This window comes from Bacillus sp. B1(2022), from assembly GCF_040259625.1.
Classification (GTDB): Bacteria; Bacillota; Bacilli; order Bacillales; family Bacillaceae; genus Bacillus; species Bacillus velezensis.
The window spans coordinates 365,505-387,153 of record NZ_JANIFO010000002.1 but is presented as its reverse complement, the minus strand read 5'-3'; the positions used below and the strand labels follow the sequence as shown (position 1 = coordinate 387,153).

Sequence of the window (21,649 nt, the reverse complement as noted above, 5' to 3'; positions counted from 1 at the left end):
GGGTGCAACGGATGACAGCCGTAAATCAAACCATTTCCAAAGTCGTAAACGGAAAACGCGTCATTACGAAAAAACCTGAACTCCTTGCTCCGGCAGGAAACCTTGAAAAATTAAAAATTGCCGTTCATTACGGAGCGGACGCGGTTTTTATCGGAGGACAGGAATACGGACTCCGCTCAAATGCGGATAACTTCTCAATAGAAGAAATTGCAGAGGGCGTAGAATTTGCCAAAAAATACGGGGCAAAAATATATGTGACAACAAACATTTTCGCCCATAATGAAAATATGGACGGTCTGGAAGAATACTTAAAAGCGTTGGGAGACGCAAAAGTTGCCGGAATTATCGTCGCTGATCCGCTGATTATTGAAACATGCCGGAGAGTGGCCCCGGACGTAGAAATTCACCTCAGCACACAGCAGTCCCTTTCCAACTGGAAAGCGGTGCAGTTCTGGAAAGAAGAAGGGCTTGACCGCGTGGTGCTTGCCCGTGAAACGAGCGGACTGGAAATTAAAGAAATGAAGGAAAAGGTGGATATTGAAATTGAAACCTTTATCCACGGCGCCATGTGTATCGCTTATTCAGGCCGATGCGTGCTGAGCAATCACATGACGGCCCGGGATTCTAACCGCGGCGGCTGCTGTCAGTCCTGCCGCTGGGATTATGACCTGTATCAGACAGACGGTGCAAACGCGGTCGCACTCTATGACGAAGAAGACGCTCCGTTTGCGATGAGCCCGAAAGATTTAAAATTGATTGAATCCATTCCGCAAATGATCGAGATGGGCATAGACAGCCTGAAAATTGAAGGCCGTATGAAATCAATTCATTACGTTGCGACGGTTGTCAGCGTGTATCGCAAAGTCATCGACGCATACTGCGCTGATCCTGAAAACTTTGTCATTCAAAAAGAATGGCTGGATGAGCTGGACAAATGTGCAAACCGGGATACCGCGCCTGCTTTCTTTGAAGGCACGCCCGGGTATGAAGAGCAGATGTTCGGTGAACACGGAAAGAAAACAACATTTGATTTTGCCGGTCTCGTGCTCGCGTATAACGAGGAAACTCAAATGGTGACGCTCCAGCAGCGCAATTTCTTTAAACAAGGTGACGAAGTGGAATTTTTCGGTCCTGAAATCGACAATTTCACATTCACAATCGGCACTATTTGGGACGAAGACGGAAACGAGCTTGATGCTGCCCGCCATCCCCTGCAAATCGTTACATTTAAAGTAGACAAAAAGATTTATCCGAGCAACATGATGAGAAAGGGGAAGTAATCACCAATGGGTAAGAGTCCTGTAGTTATAGGCATCGCAGGAGGTTCCGGATCAGGAAAAACAAGCGTCACCCGTTCCATCTATGAACAGTTTAAAGGACACTCGATTTTAATGATCCAGCAAGACCTTTATTATAAAGACCAAAGCCATCTTCCGTTTGAAGAAAGGCTGAACACAAACTATGATCACCCGCTCGCATTTGATAATGACTATTTAATCGAGCATATTCAAGAGCTTTTGAATTACCGGCCGATAGAAAAGCCGATTTATGATTATAAACTGCATACGCGTTCTGAGGAAACCATTCCGGTTGAGCCGAAGGATGTCATTATTCTGGAAGGCATTCTCGTTCTCGAAGATAAAAGACTTCGCGACCTCATGGATATGAAACTTTATGTCGACACGGACGCGGATCTCCGTATCATCAGACGGATTATGAGAGATATTAACGAAAGAGGCCGTTCAATCGATTCTGTCATTGAGCAGTATGTGTCCGTCGTCAGACCGATGCACAATCAGTTTGTTGAACCGACGAAACGCTACGCGGACATCATTATTCCGGAAGGCGGACAAAACCACGTCGCGATTGATCTGATGGTCACGAAGATTCAAACGATCCTTGAACAAAATGCAATTTTGTAATACCATAGCATAGACATAAATAACTCAGACCATATTATGTATAGGCTGGAAGGGAATGAGACAGTTCCCTTCTTTCCCTGTTTATAAACCGAAACATTTGCAGAAAACACACATTCAGTTTAAGATAAACAGTACCTATATGGGAGAGAAGAACGAGGACTGCCCTGTGTTCTCATTCTTGATTTTTTCGTTTATGCTCTCATACATAATCACACGTTATTGTTGAGGGACAACCACCAAGGAGTGAAGGAACATGGCACAAGAAAAAGTTTTTCCGATGACTCACGAAGGAAAACAAAAACTTGAACAAGAATTAGAGCAATTGAAAACGGTTAAACGTAAAGAAGTAGTAGAACGCATTAAAATCGCAAGAAGCTTCGGAGATCTGTCAGAGAACTCTGAGTATGATTCTGCAAAAGAAGAACAGGCATTTGTGGAAGGGCGCATCACGACGCTTGAAAACATGATCCGCAATGCGAAAATCATCGAGGACGACGGCGGTTCAAATGTAGTCGGTTTGGGAAAAACCGTATCATTCATCGAATTGCCGGACGGTGAAGAAGAATCTTACACGATTGTCGGAAGCGCTGAAGCTGATCCGTTTGAAGGGAAAATTTCAAACGACTCGCCAATCGCCAAAAGCCTGCTCGGCAGAAAAGTGGACGAAGAAGTGACAGTTCAGACGCCGGGCGGAGAAATGCTCGTGAAAATTGTGAAAATTTCATAAGATCCGTTTAACAATGAAACACCTCGTCCAAAATGTGGATGAGGTGTTTTTTTATGATCGTATCAAAAAGGCTGAAAGCGGCCGTGATTTGTTTTCTGCTCGTGTTTTTCTTTCTGCTTGCGAGGCTGGCTGAAATTCAGCTGTTTTTCACAGAATCTTTTTCAAAATCCAATATTAATCTGATTCAGGAAAGCGTCAAGCAGCGGACGGAAGAAGTCCTTATTTCAGACGGACGCGGCTCTTTTCTTGATCGGAACGGCAAAGAACTGACCGGAAAAAAGCAGCCTGCCGTCATACTGTTTCCCTTTCTCGTGACGCAGGATTGGCCGGTTGACCGGGTATCAGACATTCTCGGAATGAAACAGGGGGAGCTCAGGCAGCTGCTCACGGAAGCGAAAAAACCGGTGGTCCTGAACAGCAGAAAAATAAAACATTTGACGAAACAATCCGTGTCAAATATCAATTCTTTGAAATATCCCGGCATTTACGGCGTATATATGAAAGACAGCAAAGAAACAAACATAGCCGCTCATCTGTTGGGCGCGACAAACCAGGACCCTGAGCTTTTGAAAAAGAAATACCCCGGCAGGAAGGAACTGCCGATCACGGCAAAGATCGGGACAAGCGGGATGGAGCGGACGTTTGATGAGTTTTTACTGGCGGATCAGGACACAAAACTTTTGTATCATGTCGACGGAAGGGGAAACCCTTTATTCGGAATGGACGTCAAATATACGGCTGAAGCAAACGCGTTTTATCCGCTGCAAGTCAAAACCTCCATCGACCGCAATATTCAAAAAGCAATGGAAGATGTATTGAAAGACCGCGGGTTAAAAAAGGGGGGAGCCGTCCTTTTAGACATTGAAAAAAGCAGTGTGCTCGGAATGGTATCAAAGCCTGACGCCGACATGTCAAAGCAGCAGACACTGCAAAATTACATGCTGACGCCGATTTATCCGGGATCAGTATTTAAAACGGTGATCGCCGCAGCCGCAATAGAACAAAACGAAGTGAAGCCGGGCACATCCTTTAACTGCAATCTCAACCTGTACGGAGAGCCGGGGGATGACAAAGGCACGCTCAGTTTTGGAGAAAGCTTTGCTCAAAGCTGCAATTATACGTTTACAAGTCTTGCGGAAAAATTGATCAAAAAAGATGATTCCGTTATTGAAAACATGGCGGAAAAACTCGGTCTCACACAGCGGGCGGGCTGGGAAGGCAAGCTGTACCGGGAAGACGGATTCAGGCAGCTGTATAATGAAAAAAGCGGGGTCATTTGGGGAGATGACAAAGACAAAACCGTAAAAAAAGCCGTCGCACAGACGGCGATCGGGCAAAAAAACGTGAAAGTCACGCCTCTTGAAGTCGCCAATATGATGGCGGCGATCGCGCGCGGCGGTGAAAAAAAACAAGTCAAAATCGCGGACAAAATTGAATACAAAAACAAAACGACGATGGCGTCATTCAAAGATCAGCCGTTAAAAGGGGAAAACATCGACAAATATACGGCGCAGCAGCTTCAAAAAATTCTCAGAGAAGTCGTCACCTCACCGAAAGGAACCGGCCGAAGGTTTCAGGACCTGCCGTATGAGATAGCAGGCAAATCGGGAACGGCCCAGACGGGAATGTTCACAAAAGAAAAACAGACGCTTTACCACAAATGGTTTGCGGGATACTTTCCCGCGGACAAGCCGAAATACGCTCTCGTGGTGCTGCACATGGACACGCCGGGGGATAAGGCTCTGACAAATACAGTGTTTTATGATATTGTTAAAAAGGTACATGAAAATGAAATAAATCAGACATAGAACAACCGCTCAGCCCATGTTAAAATATATGCTGAGCAAGAGGGATAAAGGAGTGCAGAATGATTGAGCAATAAACAATCTCGTTTTGAAAACCGTGATAAGCGCAGAAAAGCAAATATGGTGCTTAACATTTTAATTGCTATCGTATCTATTCTTATTGTCGTCGTTGCCGTCAGCCTCTTCATCAACAGTCCGTCGAGCGACGTGAGCGAAAAAGCGGACACGAGCCAGAAGCAGGAAACACCTGCATCAGGCAAGACGAAGCAGACATCGGATGAAGACATAAAAGACAGCAAAAAAGATAAGGCATCAGACGATGACAAAAAAGATAAACAGGATAAGGACACATCTGATTCATCTTCAGATTCTGACAGCAAAAAAGACGATGATTCATCGAAAAGTGATGACAGCAGCAAAAAAGACTCTGATTCAAGCGATCCTTTTAAAGGCGCAAAAATAACAGAGGGCGGCTCATCAAGCGATGTCGAGAAAACAATTGTTAACCCAAAATGGAAAGCGGTCGGCACAAAGCAGACGGGAGAACATGCGGCGACGTATGACTCAAGCTCTGAAGACTGGTCCGAAATGCTTGACGCCATCTCTTACGCAACAGGCGTGTCAAAAGATCATATGACAGTGCTGTGGCTCGGAAACAATGGAAGCCCGCAAGATGCGAAGGGTAAAGTTTTAGACAAAACGAACGGCAAAAAGTATCAGGTCACCATCACTTGGAAAGACAAAAAAGGCTGGAAGCCGACAAAAGTAGAAACCTTAAAATAACCGCAAAAAAGCAGCTGATTATTCAGCTGCTTTTTTCTGTCATACGTCAGCTGAAAAATGCACCGACGCGCTGTAAAGGATTCTGCCGTCAACGGCTGTCACCTGATGGGATACGGAACGGACGCGAAGCATAATCGCCTGGTTGTTTTCAATCTGAACGTTTATTTTCTTTTCAAGCTCCTGCAAAGATGCCGCTTCGAAAAATTCTACTTTATCTTTGATTAAATCCAATTGAAAATTCATCAGTACAGATCCTCCTGATTTTTCTTCTGAGTCAATGAAAGTATAAGCCTTTCTGCCGTAATTGCGCAATAATCCCAAAGTATTTTAGTACCCTTCCATTCTTTTTTGTGATAGGATAGGAACTGTTCCACGATTAATCCATACTATACTCATAGGAATTATAAAATATGGAGAGTGAAAAATATGGGCCGTGAATTTATTCCTTTATTTGAAGATTGGGCAGCGACTTATGATGCCACAGTGCACGGGGCTGACAAACAATATGCCGCTGTTTTTAAAGGATATGACAACATTCTTGACAGCATTGTCGCACTTTCAGGTTCAAACGTTTTAGAGTTCGGACCGGGAACGGGGAATTTAACGGCGAAATTAGCCGCTGCGAACAAAAAGGTGTTTGGTGTAGAACCGTCTCCGTCAATGAGAAAACTGGCGGCTGACAAGCTTTCTGACAAAGCCGTGTTCAGTGACGGAGATTTTCTGGAGTTTCCCGCTCCGCCTTTTCAAATAGATACCATCGTCAGCTCGTACGCCTTTCATCATTTAACCGATGAAGAAAAGCGAACGGCTGTAAAGCAGTATGGCGCAATCCTTCAGAAGCATGATAAAATAGTGTTTGCCGATACAGTCTTTAAAGATCATGAAGCTTATGATGAAGCCATTAAAAAAGCAATCCGAAACGGCTATCATCAATTAGCGGACGATTTAAAGACGGAACATTATCCGACACTCGGGACAATGAAAAACATCTTTTCAGAAGAGGGATTTGCCGCGCGGTTTACGCAGCAAAATGACTTTGTCTGGATAATGGAGGCGATTAAACGGTAAATCGAAGGGATTGTGTATAAATGAAACTGGCAGTCATCGGAGCAATGGAAGAGGAAGTTACGATTTTAAGAAGCAAACTGAAAGACGCAAAACAAGAGATGATCGCTCACTGTGAGTTTACAACTGGCAGCTATGAAGGCGTCGAAGTCATCTTGCTGAAATCAGGTATCGGGAAAGTCAACGCGGCGATCAGCACGACGCTTCTGCTTGACCGTTTCAAACCTGATTATGTGATTAACACAGGCTCAGCGGGCGGTTTTCATCATACATTGAATGTAGGCGACGTCGTCATCTCAACAGATGTCCGCCATCATGACGTGGATGTGACGGCGTTTGACTATGAATACGGACAGGTGCCGGGTCTTCCGGCAGCATACAAAGCTGATGAAAAGCTGATCAGTATTACTGAGGAAGCGGTTTCTGAACTGAACGGCATTCAAGTCGCCAAAGGCACAATCGCAACGGGAGATTCTTTTATGAATGATCCGAAGCGGGTTGAAGACGTACGCGCCAAATTTGCGGATTTGTACGCGGTTGAAATGGAAGCTGCGGCTGTCGCACAGGTGTGCCACCAGTTCAAAACGCCTTTTGTTGTCATCAGAGCTTTATCTGATATTGCCGGAAAAGAATCTGACGTTTCATTTGATAAATTTTTAGAACAGGCTGCCGTTCATTCAACTGAGCTTGTCCTGAATGTCATCAAACGAATTCACTAAGCGGGGGATTCTCGTTCTCCTCCGCTTTTCCAGGAGGAGGACATATATTGAACGTGATAACAGATATTACAGAACTGATCGGAAATACACCGCTGCTCCGTCTCAAGCATTTTGATATACCGGAGGGAACAGCGGTTTATGCTAAGCTTGAGATGATGAATCCGGGCGGAAGCATTAAAGACAGGCTGGGCGGGATGCTCATTGAAGATGCGCTTCGCACGGGAAAGGTGAAACCGGGCGGCGTTATCATTGAGGCGACTGCCGGAAACACCGGGATCGGACTCGCTCTGTGCGCCAGAAAGCATCAGCTTCGTGCCATTTTTTGCGTCCCGGAGCATTTCAGCAGAGAAAAGCAGCAAATTATGAAAGCTCTCGGAGCGGACATCGTGCATACGCCGAGAGAAGAAGGCATGCAGGGAGCCATCCGAAAAGCGCTTGAACTGGAGAGAGAGATTAATAATTCTTATGCCGTTCTGCAATTTAAAAACCGAGTAAATCCATTGACTTACTACAAAACGATCGGACCTGAAATATGGAACGCGCTCGGCGGGGATATCCACGCTTTTGTCGCAGGAGCGGGTTCCGGCGGCACCTTTGCCGGTACGGCAGCCTATTTAAAGGAGAAAAATCCTGCCGTCAAAACGGTGATCGTTGAACCGGAAGGCTCGATCCTGAATGGAGGAGAGCCGCATGCCCATAAAACGGAAGGCATCGGCATGGAGTTTATCCCGGATTATATGGACGAGAACCATTTTGACGCCATTTACACGGTGGAAGACGATACGGCGTTTTCGCTAGTCAGAGAAGCGGCCGAGAAAGAGGGCCTCTTAATCGGAAGCTCTTCAGGGGCGGCTCTTTATGCAGCGCTTGAAGAAGCGAAAAAAGCGCCCGCCGGATCAAATATCGTCACCATTTTCCCTGACGGCAGCGATCGATATATAAGCAAAAACATTTTTCAAGGAGGTCAGTAAGATGAAGAAAAAAACGCTGATGGTGCACGGAGGAATTACGGGAGATGAAAAAACAGGAGCGGTTTCCGTACCGATTTATCAAGTAAGCACGTACCAACAGCCGAAAGCGGGCGAGCATACGGGTTATGAATATTCAAGAACGGCCAATCCGACGCGCACGGCGCTTGAAAGCTTAATTGCGGAGCTTGAAGGCGGCGCGGCGGGATATGCGTTCGGCTCAGGCATGGCTGCGATTACTGCCGTCATGATGCTGTTTGACAGCGGCGATCATGTTATTTTGACGGATGATGTATACGGCGGCACTTACCGGGTGATGACAGGCGTGCTGAACCGCTTCGGCATTGAAGCGGACTTTGTCGATACGAGCAGCAAAGAAAAAGTCCAAAAAGCCATTCGCCCGAATACGAAAGCCATTTATATCGAAACACCGACAAACCCGCTATTGAAAGTGACTGACCTCAAACTGATGTCTGACATCGCAAAAGAAGCGGGTGTATTGCTTATCGTCGATAATACGTTTTACACGCCGTATTTCCAACAGCCGCTCAGCTTCGGAGCGGACATCGTGCTCCACAGCGCGACAAAATATCTCGGCGGCCACAGTGATGTCGTCGGCGGCTTAGTCGTTACGGCTGATAAAGAACTGGGCGAAAAGCTTCATTATGTGCAAAACTCAACGGGCGGCGTTTTAGGACCGCAGGATTCATGGCTTTTGATGAGAGGCATTAAAACGCTGGGACTCAGAATGGATGCCATCAATTACAGCGCCGGAAAAATCGCCGGGCTGCTTGAAGCGCATGATGCCGTTCAGACGCTCTACTATCCCGGATCAGCGAAACACCCGGGCCATGAGCTGACAAAAGCGCAAAGCTCCGGTTTCGGCGGAATGATTTCCTTTGATGTCGGCAGCAGCGAACGCGTCGACGCGTTTTTAGAAAAATTGAACCTGTTTACGATCGCGGAAAGTTTAGGAGCGGTTGAAAGCTTAATCTCCGTGCCGTCCAGAATGACGCACGCATCGATCCCGCGCGACCGCCGGCTTGCGCTTGGCATTACCGACGGGCTCGTGCGGATCTCAGTCGGTATTGAGGATACTGAGGATTTAACGGCGGATGTGAAACAGGCGCTTGATTCACTTTTATAAAGAATGGATAGATTTACATTCTCTGTCGGCTGTCAGCTTGTATTATAATGTTGGTAGACTATAAAACTGGCAGGTGACCTTATATGGAGAAGAAAAGACTGAAATCATTAATAGAAGATCTTAAGCATTACGCATTTATTCTGCTTGCAGTCAGCACCTTCATTTATATCGGCGCGGTTCTTCCCGGACAAGGGCTGACTGCGGGCCAGAAAATGCTGATGTTTGTAACGGATTGTGTATTTTTAGCGGGCGCTTATTTCTGCGTTGACCGTTCACTTATTTATAAAAAGAGGCTGGAAGAGGCCGATGAATAAAAAAAGCCATTGTCTTTTGACAATGGCTTTTTCGTTTCTTATTCAGACGGGGTTTCGCGTAATTCTTTTCCCATTCCTTTTAAAAACTGCAGCCCGAAGCCGAGCGCGCGGTTAATATCAGGATCACCGACGGCTTTCATCAGTTCAAACATACTGACTTTCCTGTCCTCTTTTAAAAATCTTTGCGCCTGATCCGTCCCGGCCATGGCGCTTTCTAAAAGTCTGCCCATAAATTCGGGATCAGCTTTTGACAGCGCGCCTCCCGCGGCCATCATCGTATTCAGGAGATTGGTGACAGGTTCCCGGGAAATCTGTCCGAGTGCGATTTTGGCAATCTCCTCTTTTGCCTGGAGCATATAGCCGGCGGCATCAAAAATGCCCAAGCCATTCAGCTCTGCCATGATGGACATCGTTTTCGCGACGGCTTCTTCATTTTCTGCGAGAAGCGTCTTCAGTTCTTCCAGTTTTTCAGCTTTCAGCTGTTCCTCTGTTTTCGTTTCTTTTTGAATTTCAGTAATTGGGCTTGCCATAATGTTTCCTCCTTTCCTTAATCAGTTAAGTGCACATAGCCCGGACGGTTCCATTTTCGCTGAGCTTCCACACCGTTTTGCGGATGACGTTTTTTGTTCCGCGGATTCGTTTTCGGAAGCGGCGGAGTATCACAGGAACCGAGCACTTCCATGCGGACTTTTGTCTGCTTATAGGCAGGTGTATGTGTCCGTGAATCATACGCAGGCCCGGTCAGGAAATTAATCGCAGAATCTTTATCTGTAGAGTTCATCGGCAGATAAAGCTCATTCGCGCGGACGCGGTCTGTCACAAGCGCGTTCAATTTAACCGCCCCAAAAGGAGAGACGAGCCGGATCATTGTCCCGTCGCAAATTCCGCGTTCAGCCGCGAGCTCCGGCGATACTTCAACAAATACATCCGGAACTTTAGACTGAATGCCTTTTGACTTGTTTGTCATGTTTCCTTCGTGGAAATGTTCAAGCATCCGTCCGTTGTTAATATGCAGGTCATATTCTTCAGGGAATACAGCAGGCTCCACCCAATCGCTCAGCGCAAAACGGGCTTTTTTGTCCGGGAAGTTAAAGCCGTCTTCATAAAGAAGCGGAGTGCTTTCTCCCGTAAAGCTTCCCCATAGGAAGCTGTTCCAGCCGCTAAGAACGTCGTAGCTTGCTTTTCCGAACAGCGGAGAAAGGCTCGCCATTTCTGAGAAAATGTCGCTAGGATGCGTGTAATTCCAATCAGCGCCTAAACGATTGGCGACTTCCTGAATAATCCACCAGTCGGGTTTTGCATCGCCGAGTGTCGGAAGCGCCTGATACAACCTTTGCACACGCCGCTCTGTGTTTGTAAATGTTCCGTCTTTTTCAAGAGATGGAACCGCAGGCAGGATGACATCCGCGTATTGCGCCGTTCTTGAAAGGAAAATATCCTGCACAACAAAGAAATCAAGGCTGGATAAAATGTCATGAACATGGTTGGCGTTTGAATCGACGAGCGCCATATCTTCACCGACGAGATACATGGCTTTCATGTTTCCTTCTTCAATCGCATGGAGCATTTCGATATTATCAAGACCCGGCTTGCCGTCAATTTCAACACCGTAAGCTTTTTCGAATTTAGCGCGTGCCGCATCATCGGTAATATGCTGATATCCCGGAAGCCAGCCTGGAAGAGTTCCCATATCGCAAGCGCCTTGAACGTTGTTATGTCCCCGCAGCGGATAGGCTCCGGCGCCCGGACGGCGGTAGTTTCCTGTGGCAAGCAGCAGGTTGGAAATCGCCGCTGATGTATCAGAGCCGCCTGTATTTTGAGTAACGCCCATGCCCCAAAGAACACAAGTGCCGTCTGCATCACGAATCATTTCGGCAATGCGGATGATCGTATCCTGAGAAAGTCCGGTGATGCGCTCCGCATAGTCCAATGTGTATTTTTCCAGCGTTTCTTTATAATCATCAAAGTAGTTGACATTTTCATCAATAAACGCTTGATCGTGCCAGCCTTGGTCAATCATATATTTCGTTACTGCCATGAGCCAGACCTGGTCAGTCCCTTGTTTTGGGCTGATAAAGAGGTCGGACCGTTCAGCCATTTCATTTCTGCGCAGATCGGCAACAATCAGTTTTTGGCCGTGCAGTTTATGGGCGCGTTTCACGCGTGTGGCCAGAACCGGATGTCCTTCCGCCGGATTGGCGCCGACGATGAGCACGAGGCCCGCTTTTGCGATATCTTTAATTGTGCCGGCGTCTCCGCCCATACCGACGGTGCGGAATAAGCCGTCCGTTGCCGGTGACTGGCAGTAGCGTGAGCAGTTATCCACGTTGTTGGTTTCAAATACTTGACGTGCCAATTTTTGAATGACGTAGTTGTCTTCATTCGTAATTTTAGAAGAAGAAATAAAACCGACAGAACCATTTCCGTGTTCGGCCTTGATCGAACCGAGTCTTGAAGCGACAAGATCAAGAGCTTCTTCCCATGACGATTCAACAAATGCGCCGTTTTTCCGGATAAGCGGTTTTGTAATCCGTTCTTCCGAATTCACGAAGTCCCAGCCGAATTTCCCTTTCACACAAGTGGAAATCGCGTTAACCGGAGCATCGGAAACAGGCTGAATTTTAAGGATGTCACGTCCTTTTGTCCATACTTCAAAAGAGCATCCGACGCCGCAGAACGTGCAGACTGTTTTCGTTTTTTTCGTCCGTTTATCGCGCATAGCCGCTTCCACTTCAGACACGGCGAAGATGCTTGTATAGTCGGGTTCAACATTTTTCACTAAATCAATCATCGGTTCCATGACATCTTCTTTTATTCCTGTCATAAATCCGGCTTGGCCGAGCATTGATTTTTCCATCAGTGCGTTACAAGGACAGACAGTGACACACTGGCCGCAGCTGACGCAGGAAGATTCATTAATGGCGACGCCTTCATCCCAAATGACCCGCGGGCGGTCGCGCTCCCAATCAATTGAAAGGGTCTCATTCACCTGAAGGTTTTGACACACTTCCACACATTGGCCGCAGGCGATGCATTGGTTCGGATCATAGCGGTAAAACGGGTGAGACATATCAACCGCGCACTTTGAATCATCTTTCGGCGTATACGGATATTTCTGATGCTCAATTCCCATCATTTCCGCTGTATTATGCAGTGTGCAATTGCCGTTGTTGTTATCGCATACCGTACAGTAAAGCAGGTGATTCTCGAGCAGGCGGTCCATGGCCTCTGTCTGAGCCTCTTTTACCCTTCCCGACGTAAGCGAGATGGACATCCCGTTTTCTGCAGCCGTGGAACAAGAGCGCTGCAATTTCCCGTTTACTTCAACAATACAGGTGTCACATGTTTGAATCGGATCCACTTCCGGTACATGGCATATTTGCGGAATCTCAATTCCGTTTTGGTTTAAAATATCTAAAATCTTAGACCCCTCTGGTGCTTCATACTCCGTGCCGTCAATTTTGACACGGATAGACTGAACGTCTGTCACTTCCAATTCCCCTCCATCTTTTAAACTCGAAAAAAAGCCATGCACATAGATACCGGCCTCCTGTACGGAGAACGGTATAAATACGCATGGCGGAATAGTTCACTAGCAAGTCTTACTAACAGACCAATCCTATTTGTATAAAACGATAGACTCATAACACGTTTCCTATTACAAATCCATCTTCACTGCTTTTATTATAAGGTGATATTTATTATAATACAATACGAAAGGAAAACTTTAACCAGGTGAAATGTCACAAAGGGGAACCGGGAATGTCTTTCATAGGCTAAAATCGGAGGGGACAATATGTCTAAAAAAATTCATGAATTTAACGATATTATCCGGAAATTGCGCAAAGAATTATTTGGAAAGGGGCCTGAACGAATTCACACCGTTTTTGTGGATAACATGGCGGTATCTACGCTTTACGGCAATCTAAGCGCAAGTGAGCAGTTTATCGCACGCACGCCTGAAGGAAGAGAAATGGTTCATGCGGCGCGGACCAGCTTAATTCAGGAGCTGTATTCAAAACAAACGCCTGACGGAATGGAAGAGCTCATCGGAGCAAAGCTTGTGCATCTGTTTTCAGATATTAAAATAGAGGAAAATATTGCTGTATCGGTGTTTGTCTTTGACCGCTCAATTGAAGAGCATAAAGAAGAAATCAAAAGCTGACAATATTCAATTGACACGAAATTGTCACATTTGATATGATATGAACTGCCAGCAGTGGCCTAAGGACGATTTTTTATGGAATGTGTGCATGATCTGTACATAATCTATACCGCATATTTTCATTCTGCTTGATATTGTTGTATGGGTATGCATACAAGTTAGGCAGCATTCAAACCCCGTTTTTTCAGACGGGTTAATTGAATGCTGCCTTTTTTGTTAGGCGTCTTTGGAAACTGCGGGCTGAAATGATAAATGGAGGGGTTATTATGGCTTTTCGTAAACCGGACGAAATAGCGGAGCTTGCGGTCGAATCAGGGGTAAAAAAGGTGCATTCACCGCTTTCAGCACTGATTGTATTAGGATTTTTGGGAGGAGCGTTTATCGCACTCGGTTATTTGCTTGATATCCGTGTCATCGGCGACCTTCCGAAAGAATGGGGAAGCCTGTCGAGTTTAATCGGGGCGTCCGTGTTTCCCATCGGATTGGTGCTCGTCGTTCTTGCCGGCGCGGAGCTGATTACGGGAAATATGATGTCGGTATCCATGGCGCTGTTTTCCAGAAGAATATCCGCCGGTGCATTAGTGAAAAATTGGGTGATCGTGACGTTGATGAATCTTGTCGGCGCACTGTTTGTCGCTTACTTTTTCGGACATGTTGTCGGATTAACCGAAACAGGACCTTACTTGGAAAAAACGATTGCGGTCGCACAAGGCAAATTGGATATGCCGTTTGGAAAAGTCATTGTTTCGGCGATCGGCTGTAACTGGCTTGTCTGTTTGGCCGTCTGGCTTTCTTTCGGTGCAGAAGACGGAGCCGGAAAAATCGCGGGTATATGGTTTCCGATTATGGCGTTTGTCGCAATTGGTTTTCAGCACGTTGTAGCCAATATGTTTATCATCCCGGCTGCGATATTTGCAGGCTCTTTTTCGTGGGGTGATCTGATTGGCAATCTCATTCCGGCCTTTATCGGGAATGTCATCGGCGGGGCAGTGTTTGTCGGTCTTATTTATTTTATTGCATATTCAAAAAAAGATCAGAAAAAGCAAGGGATGAAAAGAGTTTCCTGAGGTAAGAAAGATGCCGGAAAACACGGACAATTGAAGCGGAATGCCAGCACATTTTCCGTCCAAATCTTGAAAAAAATGTTTACAAAATGGAAGCCGATGGATATACTTACAAAGTAAGAAAAAAGCAAAGGGAGGTTGAATCACATGACGACGTTAAACGGCAATCAAAATCTACAATTGAACCGATTCAGCCTGTGGAAGAGTTCGTGTCCTTCCTTAACCTCTGCCCGTCAAGCACGTTAATTTCGGAGTATCAGGACATTCGCAGCTCCCCGCAGGGAAAGAAGCACCGTCTTCTTTTGTCTGCGGATTTAGTCTGCCCGCAGCGCATATGAACTTTGCTGCGGGTTATTTTCGCTTGTGCGGATATTGAAAGGGGGTGAGCGATAATGACCATTAATCTTTTCTTTTTAACACTGACCATTTCAAAGCGTTTTAAAAGTGCGGAAGAGTATGAACGAGAACAGCAGGTCGAAGAGTTTTATAATGAAGCGAAAGAACGCCAGCTGAAACACTTTTATATGAACTAACGGACACGAAGGGCCAAAACGGAGGAGAAGGAGGAGATTATCATGTTCAGAATTGAACTGCTGAATCATTACACAATGGAGAAGGACCAGGTTTAGCGAGGATGTTGCTGTCACGTCGCAGACGGCCTGCATACCATGGTAAAGAAAGAAAAACTGGTAAGCGGGTGATAGCATGCAAGGCGGTCAGAACAGAATTCCATCCATCGGGCACGGGTATGCGTCAATGCCCCATTCATTTAAGCACGGCTACGGCAACCCGTATCGCCGGCAGAGAATGGCGGTGCTTTCCCGGCAGACAAGATATATAGCACCGTATTATTGGTACTAGAGCAGGCGGAAAACCTACGTTTTCCGTCTTTTTTTTATGAAAACAAATATAAATTTCAAATAAATCGAAACGTTCATGAAGAGAAGTGCGTCTAGTTAGTACCTCATACTAATACGAGGTAATATTATTTCTGAATAATAAATCACAGGAATGGAAAAGCGGGTGTTATACAATGTTGCAACACACATCTTCAGCATTAAAACGAATGCGCGCGAAATACTTTGCTGCATCAGAACCGGCAGAGTCAGTCATTCAGCAAATCTTGATGGACATACAGGAATACGACCGCATTTTGGAAATCGGGACCGGAAACGGCTCAATGTTTAAACAAATCATCGGACAGCTTGAAAAGGGCAGTCTTAAAAGCATAGAAACATCGAAACGTAAAATACGGAAAACACAGCGCGCAAACCGTTCGGTTATAAAAGCCGGGCTCGGAAACATTCAGCAGGGGAGACCGGAAAGCATACCGTTCCGCGACCGCAGTTTTCATAAAGTCTTCTCGTTACATACTGCTGAAACAGTCAGCGATTACCGGACGGCATGTAAAGAAGTGTACCGCGTTCTTCAAATTGACGGGTGTTTCTATATGGTTTTGAAACCTTCGCGGATGAGTGAAAAGGATGTGATTGAGGTGCTCTATGATCAGCATTTCAGAGACATTTCAGTTGTCAGCAGAGATTCATTCCATTTTATTACTGCCATTAAATAGAATATTTCTTGGGAAATAAAAAGAGCTGCTTAAGTCACTGCAGCTCTTTTTGTGGAATTGGGCATATTTCCTTATTTTTGGTTATTTCACATATATTTTATATTAAAAAAAGTTTTTTTCTTATACAATGGTAATCAGATGACCGTACATTTTAAATATTTTGAACAAACGGAATGAATATTCATTCCGTATTTAGAAAGGGGGATGAAATGACAGCTTCAAATAAGGTTGAACTCATTATGAAAGCGTCGCTTACTTTGTTTACAGATAGAGGATTTGACGCCACGACGATTCCGATGATTGCCGCTCAGGCCGATGTCGGAACCGGCACAATTTACCGTTACTTTGACAGTAAAGAGACACTTGTGAACGTACTGTATCAGGAAAGTGCGCAGCGTTTTATGAAAAAAGTCAAAACGGACTTTCAGGGGATATCTGTAAGAGAAGGGTTTCATCACCTGTTTTATTGTCTGATTGATTTTACGAAGGAAAGTGAGTATGCATTGTTTTTTCTTGAAACGAATAAGGACGCCTACTTTCTGAATGAAACGAGCCGTAAGCTTCTTGATGAAATAACACAGATGCTTGACGTCTTTTTTCAGCGCGGCAAGTCTGAAGGCGTGCTCCGCAATCTGCCGTCCAATGTGCTGATGGCGCTGCTGCTCGGGGCATATCTCAAACTCTATCAGCTTGTCCGGACGGGAAGCGTCGAAATAACAAAACCGTTTCTGAAAGAATTGGAGCAATGTTCTTGGGATGCCATCAGAACTCATTAATTATTCGCCGAAGGAAGGAAGATCGATATGAAACAGCTAAGCGCTATACCGCAGCCGAAAACATACGGGCCTCTGAAAAATCTCCCTCACTTGGAAAAAGAAAAACTGTCACAATCGCTTTGGAAAATTGCAGAAGAATACGGCCCGATCTTTCGTTTTGAATTTCCGAGCTCTGTCGGGGTCTTCGTCTCAGGCCGCGAGCTCGCGGCAGAAGTCTGTGATGAAAAGCGATTTGACAAAAATCTCAGCAAAGCTTTGCTGAAGGTCCGTGAGTTTGGCGGTGACGGACTATTTACGAGCTGGACTCACGAAAAGAATTGGCAGAAAGCGCATCGGATTTTATTGCCGAGCTTCAGCCAGAAGGCGATGAAAGGCTATCATTCAATGATGCTGGATATTGCCATGCAGCTCGTGCAGAAGTGGAGCAGATTAAATCCGAATGAAGAAATTGACGTTGCCGAAGATATGACGCGCCTGACGCTGGATACAATCGGCCTGTGCGGATTTCATTACCGCTTTAACAGCTTTTACCGCGACACACAGCATCCTTTTATCACAAGTATGCTTCGTGCGCTGCAGGAGGCAATGCGCCAATCACAAAGACACAGCCTGCAGGACAAGCTGATGATCAAAACGAGACATCAGTTCCAGCAGGATATTGAAGAGATGAATTCGCTTGTAGACCGGATCATCGCTGAGCGGAGGGAAAATCCGGATGAGAATCTGTCTGACCTTTTAGCATTGATGCTTGAAGCGAAAGACCCTGTAACAGGGGAAAGGCTGGATGATGAAAATATCCGTTATCAAATCATTACCTTTTTGATCGCTGGGCATGAAACCACTAGCGGGCTGCTTTCTTTTGCGATATACTGCCTGCTGAAAAATAAAGATAAATTGAAAAAAGCCGTTCAGGAAGCCGAGCGGGTGCTGACGGGAGAGACCCTTGAATATAAGCAGATTCAGCAGCTGACATATATCCGCATGGTGTTAAATGAGACTTTGCGGCTGTATCCGACTGCCCCGGCATTTTCTCTGTACGCGAAGGAAGATACGGTTCTCGGCGGGAAATATCCGATTGCGAAGGGACAGCCGGTGACGATTCTGACTCCTCAGCTGCACCGGGATAAAAGCGCGTGGGGAGAAGATGCCGAGTTATTCCGTCCGGAAAGGTTCAGTGATCCCGCGGCAATTCCGGCTGATGCGTATAAGCCGTTCGGAAACGGACAGCGCGCATGCATCGGGATGCAGTTTGCCCTGCAGGAAGCGACAATGGTGCTCGGCCTTGTCCTGAAACATTTTGAACTGATTGATCATACTGATTATGAGCTTACGATTAAAGAAGCTCTAACCATTAAGCCCGGTGATTTTAAAATCCGTGTGAAAAACAAGGACGTGTCCAATCATCAGCCCGTACAAAACCATAAAGCTGAAGGAAGCGGTCACAAAGAAGAAACGAAAGAAATCCCGTCCCACGGAACGCCGCTTCTCATTCTTTACGGATCAAATTTAGGAACTGCGGAAGGAATCGCGGAAGAGCTGGCTGATATCGGAAGGAGCAAAGGATTTTCAACTGAAACCGGCCCGCTCGATGATTATGCCGGGAAACTGCCAGTAAAAGGCGCGGTCGTTATTGTTACGGCTTCTTATAACGGGGCGCCGCCTGATAATGCGGCGGGTTTTGTGAAATGGATGGAAACCCTTGAAGATCAGGAATTAAAGGGTGTTTCTTACGCCGTCTTCGGCTGCGGAGACCGCAACTGGGCCGCCACTTACCAAAGGATCCCCCGCCTGATAGACAAAGTGCTTGAAGAAAAAGGGGCAAAACGGCTGACCTCTATCGGGGAGGGCGACAATGCCGATGATTTTGAGTACAGTCAGGAAGCCTGGGAAGACTCATTCTGGAAGGACATCATGAAGGCTTTTCATATAGAGGCCGCTCCAAAACAGACAAACAAATCACAGTTATCAATCGAATACGTAAGTGAAGCAGCCGAGACGCCGATTGCCAAAACGTACAAAGCATTTGAGGCGGAGGTCATCACGAACAAAGAGCTTCATACCGAAAGCAGCAAGCGCTCAGTCCGGCATATTGAGCTGCGTCTCCCCGAAACAGAAACGTATCAGGAAGGAGATCATCTCGGGGTGCTTCCGCAAAACAGCGGGGAACTGATCAGCCGTGTCATTCGCCGATTCGGTCTTGATCCGAACCAGCACTTTAAGATCAAGGGCCGGCAGCTGCCTCATCTGCCGATGGACCGGCCGGTTAATGCGCCGGAGCTTTTGGCGTCCTATGTAGAGCTGCAGGAGCCGGCAACGAGAGCCCAGCTTCGCGAACTTGCCGCACATACCGTGTGCCCGCCGCACCAAAAAGAATTGGAGCATCTTTATTCTGATGATGCGGCATATAAAGAAAACGTGCTGAAAAAACGAATGACTATGCTGGACCTGCTGGAAGATTATCCTGCATGTGAACTGCCGTTTGAGCGCTTTTTAGAACTTCTGCCGTCCTTAAAGGCGCGCTATTATTCAATCTCAAGCTCACCGAAGGCAACCAGCGGGGAGCTCAGTATCACGGTCGGCGTTGTGACGGCTCCGGCATGGAGCGGCCGTGGGGAATACCGGGGCGTGGCTTCGAACTATTTAGCCGGATTACAAAAAGGCGATTCCGCCGTCTGTTTCATCCGCTCGCCGCAGTCGGGTTTCGCATTGCCTGAAAATCCGAAAGCGCCTCTCATTATGGTCGGAGCAGGCACAGGAATTGCGCCGTTCAGGGGATTTATCCAGGCGCGGGCTGCCGAAAAAATGTCCGGTAACAGCCTGGGTGAAGCTCATTTATACTTCGGCTGCCGGCATCCTGAAGAAGACGATCTGTACAAAGATGAATTCGACCATGCGGAGAAAAACGGCCTTGTCACCGTGCATCGGGCGTATTCCAGATTAGATCAGGACTGTAAAGTTTACGTACAGGATGTCCTGCTTCGCGAGGCTGCACAAATTATTGCCCTTCTTGACCAAGGCGGCCATCTCTATATATGCGGTGACGGAAGCAAAATGGCTCCGGCTGTCGAAAATGTACTGCTTCAGGCGTATGAAAAGGGGCATAACACCGATTCAAAAGTTTCCTTGGAGTGGCTTGAACAGCTGCAGGCGGAAGGAAGATATGCGAAAGATGTTTGGGCAGGTATGTAACAGAAGAGTGAGACAACTGAAGAATGTTTTTTAATTGAAGAAAGCCGGCACGATATTTGAAATCTACTGAATCAAAAGGAATAGTTATAGGGAGTATCGTGCCGGCCTTATCTTTAGTATCGGCCAAAAGACACAAATCTTTAATGTTTTTATTGATTTACATGCAGGCGGCTATGTCCCTTTTTTCTGAATTCCGCCAGAAATAAAACCGGATAAGACAGCAATAGCAAAACCGAAATAAATGAAATGATACCGATCCAATGAAAATGCGTCCAAAAGAAACCGCCGCAAGACCCTGCCACGCTTGAACCGATATAGTATGCAAGCAGATATAATGAAGAGGCTTGCGCACGATGATCACCGGCTGCGCGGCCGACCCAGGCGCTTGCGATCGAATGCGCACCGAAAAAGCCGAAGGTAAAGACGGCAATCCCCGCGATTTTAAGCGCAAGCTGGGGCAAAAGTGTCACCGCTGCGCCGGCAAGCATAACAAAAATCGCAATCTTAATCATTTTCGCGCTTCCGAAAAGATCTGCTTTTTTCCCCATATAGACCGAGCTGAACGTTCCCGCGAGATAGACAATAAAAATAAAACCGATCACAGTCTGCGACAAATGATAAGGAGCCGCCATTAAATGAAAGCCGATATAATTATATAATGTCACAAAACTCCCCATTAATATAAATCCCAGAGATATTAACAAAAGCAGCCGTTTGCGGTGCAGGACCGCTCCGTATTCCTTACATGCCGCTTTTACGCCCGCATGCCGCTCAGATGAATGGCGCGGAGCCGGAAGAAAACGCCAAAACAAATAGCTTAATACAATAGAAAGAATGCCGATGATGGCAAGCGCCGGCCGCCAGCCGAATACATCGGTCAGAAGCCCCGTTAACAGCCTGCCGCTCATTCCCCCGATGCTTGTGCCGCTGATATACAAGCCCATCATTTTCCCGAGGCCCTTCGGATCAAACTCCTCGCCTACATATGTCATAGCGACAGCCGGAACGCCTGCCAGGAAAATACCGAGCAGCGCCCTCATCGCCAAAAGCGCGGGAAAAGCCGGACTGAACGCTGTTAATAGACCTAAAACAGAAGTAGCTGTTAACGACAGCACCATTAATTTTTTTCTGCCGAATCCGTCAGACAACGAAGCGGCGGCCAATAATGAAAATGCCAAAACGGCTGTTGAGATGGATAAAGTTAAGCTGGCAGCCGCAGCGGAAATATGAAACTCTTCCGAAAACAAAGGCAGAAGCGGCTGTGTCGTGTAAAGCGTGGCAAAGGTCACAAAGCCGCTGATAAACAGAGCCAAGCTGGCCTTTCTGTAAGCCTTTGTATGAGGCTGAATAAACGTCATGAATGTCCCTCTTTTCTCACTGTTGGTTATATATGTATCGTACGCTTTTCATTTCAATGTGTCTAATTTATAAT

The 21,649-nt window shown here is 46.4% G+C and carries 21 protein-coding genes; 17 read left to right on the top strand and 4 right to left on the bottom strand.

What is annotated here, in order from left to right:
• The first annotated feature begins 11 nt into the window (after positions 1-11).
• The 5 genes from NQS30_RS05660 (at position 12) to NQS30_RS05640 (ending at position 5,237) form a co-directional block, all read left to right on the top strand.
• Positions 12-1,280: a peptidase U32 family protein gene (locus NQS30_RS05660; RefSeq protein WP_003152759.1), complete on the top strand. Its 1,269-nt coding sequence runs from the start codon at positions 12-14 to the stop codon at positions 1,278-1,280.
• 6 nt (positions 1,281-1,286) lie between these two features.
• Positions 1,287-1,922, top strand: a complete 636-nt coding sequence (gene udk, locus NQS30_RS05655) for a uridine kinase (protein ID WP_003152763.1) — start codon at positions 1,287-1,289, stop codon at positions 1,920-1,922.
• Between the two features lie 253 nt (positions 1,923-2,175).
• Positions 2,176-2,649, top strand: coding sequence for a transcription elongation factor GreA (greA, locus tag NQS30_RS05650; RefSeq protein WP_003152766.1), 474 nt, complete (start codon positions 2,176-2,178; stop codon positions 2,647-2,649).
• A 53-nt stretch (positions 2,650-2,702) separates the two neighbouring features.
• The gene (locus NQS30_RS05645) at positions 2,703-4,457 is read left to right on the top strand and encodes a peptidoglycan D,D-transpeptidase FtsI family protein (RefSeq protein WP_015240280.1); all 1,755 of its coding nucleotides are present in this window, start codon (positions 2,703-2,705) and stop codon (positions 4,455-4,457) included.
• 63 nt (positions 4,458-4,520) lie between these two features.
• On the top strand, positions 4,521-5,237 hold the full coding sequence (locus NQS30_RS05640; protein ID WP_003152769.1) for a YrrS family protein: 717 nt from the start codon (positions 4,521-4,523) through the stop codon (positions 5,235-5,237).
• Between the two features lie 39 nt (positions 5,238-5,276).
• Here the strand turns inward: NQS30_RS05640 and NQS30_RS05635 are convergent, their stop codons facing one another.
• Positions 5,277-5,480 carry a YrzA family protein gene (locus NQS30_RS05635; protein ID WP_003152771.1) on the bottom strand — a complete coding sequence of 68 codons (204 nt, stop codon included), beginning with the start codon at positions 5,478-5,480 and terminating at the stop codon, positions 5,277-5,279.
• Between the two features lie 183 nt (positions 5,481-5,663).
• On the opposite strand from NQS30_RS05635, the gene NQS30_RS05630 reads away from it, so the two are divergent.
• The 5 genes from NQS30_RS05630 to NQS30_RS05610 all read left to right on the top strand — a co-directional run bounded on the left by NQS30_RS05630 (position 5,664) and on the right by NQS30_RS05610 (position 9,450).
• Positions 5,664-6,305: a class I SAM-dependent methyltransferase gene (locus tag NQS30_RS05630; RefSeq protein ID WP_012118064.1), complete on the top strand. Its 642-nt coding sequence runs from the start codon at positions 5,664-5,666 to the stop codon at positions 6,303-6,305.
• 20 nt (positions 6,306-6,325) lie between these two features.
• A complete protein-coding gene (gene mtnN, locus NQS30_RS05625) occupies positions 6,326-7,021 on the top strand; it encodes a 5'-methylthioadenosine/S-adenosylhomocysteine nucleosidase (protein WP_003152774.1) in 696 nt (231 codons plus the stop codon).
• Positions 7,022-7,068: 47 nt separating this feature from the next.
• A complete protein-coding gene (locus tag NQS30_RS05620; protein WP_032866645.1) occupies positions 7,069-7,992 on the top strand; it encodes an O-acetylserine dependent cystathionine beta-synthase in 924 nt (307 codons plus the stop codon).
• Between the two features lies 1 nt (position 7,993).
• Entirely contained in the window at positions 7,994-9,136 is a 1,143-nt protein-coding gene (locus NQS30_RS05615) for a bifunctional cystathionine gamma-lyase/homocysteine desulfhydrase (protein ID WP_012118062.1), read from the top strand.
• 83 nt (positions 9,137-9,219) lie between these two features.
• Positions 9,220-9,450, top strand: coding sequence for a YrhC family protein (locus tag NQS30_RS05610; protein ID WP_015240275.1), 231 nt, complete (start codon positions 9,220-9,222; stop codon positions 9,448-9,450).
• Positions 9,451-9,488: 38 nt separating this feature from the next.
• Here NQS30_RS05610 and NQS30_RS05605 read toward each other — a convergent pair whose 3' ends face one another.
• The gene (locus tag NQS30_RS05605; protein WP_003152780.1) at positions 9,489-9,980 is read right to left on the bottom strand and encodes a helical membrane plugin domain-containing protein; all 492 of its coding nucleotides are present in this window, start codon (positions 9,978-9,980) and stop codon (positions 9,489-9,491) included.
• Between the two features lie 17 nt (positions 9,981-9,997).
• Positions 9,998-12,940 (bottom strand): formate dehydrogenase subunit alpha, encoded by a 2,943-nt coding sequence (gene fdhF, locus NQS30_RS05600; RefSeq protein WP_123912814.1) that lies wholly within the window; start codon positions 12,938-12,940, stop codon positions 9,998-10,000.
• Between the two features lie 306 nt (positions 12,941-13,246).
• On the opposite strand from fdhF, the gene NQS30_RS05595 reads away from it, so the two are divergent.
• The 7 genes from NQS30_RS05595 to NQS30_RS05565 all read left to right on the top strand — a co-directional run bounded on the left by NQS30_RS05595 (position 13,247) and on the right by NQS30_RS05565 (position 20,217).
• Complete coding sequence (locus NQS30_RS05595; RefSeq protein WP_007408224.1) at positions 13,247-13,615, top strand: Na-translocating system protein MpsC family protein; 369 nt, start codon at positions 13,247-13,249, stop codon at positions 13,613-13,615.
• 266 nt (positions 13,616-13,881) lie between these two features.
• Positions 13,882-14,682, top strand: a complete 801-nt coding sequence (locus NQS30_RS05590) for a formate/nitrite transporter family protein (protein ID WP_007408225.1) — start codon at positions 13,882-13,884, stop codon at positions 14,680-14,682.
• 389 nt (positions 14,683-15,071) lie between these two features.
• A complete protein-coding gene (locus tag NQS30_RS05585; RefSeq protein ID WP_003152787.1) occupies positions 15,072-15,212 on the top strand; it encodes a YrzI family small protein in 141 nt (46 codons plus the stop codon).
• A 172-nt stretch (positions 15,213-15,384) separates the two neighbouring features.
• Entirely contained in the window at positions 15,385-15,540 is a 156-nt protein-coding gene (locus tag NQS30_RS05580; RefSeq protein ID WP_021494367.1) for a hypothetical protein, read from the top strand.
• Between the two features lie 172 nt (positions 15,541-15,712).
• On the top strand, positions 15,713-16,252 hold the full coding sequence (locus NQS30_RS05575; RefSeq protein ID WP_007408228.1) for a class I SAM-dependent methyltransferase: 540 nt from the start codon (positions 15,713-15,715) through the stop codon (positions 16,250-16,252).
• Between the two features lie 209 nt (positions 16,253-16,461).
• Complete coding sequence (locus NQS30_RS05570) at positions 16,462-17,028, top strand: TetR/AcrR family transcriptional regulator (RefSeq protein ID WP_014418456.1); 567 nt, start codon at positions 16,462-16,464, stop codon at positions 17,026-17,028.
• Positions 17,029-17,055: 27 nt separating this feature from the next.
• Positions 17,056-20,217: a bifunctional cytochrome P450/NADPH--P450 reductase gene (locus tag NQS30_RS05565; RefSeq protein ID WP_218791303.1), complete on the top strand. Its 3,162-nt coding sequence runs from the start codon at positions 17,056-17,058 to the stop codon at positions 20,215-20,217.
• Positions 20,218-20,366: 149 nt separating this feature from the next.
• Here NQS30_RS05565 and NQS30_RS05560 read toward each other — a convergent pair whose 3' ends face one another.
• Positions 20,367-21,575 (bottom strand): MFS transporter, encoded by a 1,209-nt coding sequence (locus NQS30_RS05560; RefSeq protein ID WP_072589398.1) that lies wholly within the window; start codon positions 21,573-21,575, stop codon positions 20,367-20,369.
• Between the last annotated feature and the right edge of the window lie 74 nt (positions 21,576-21,649).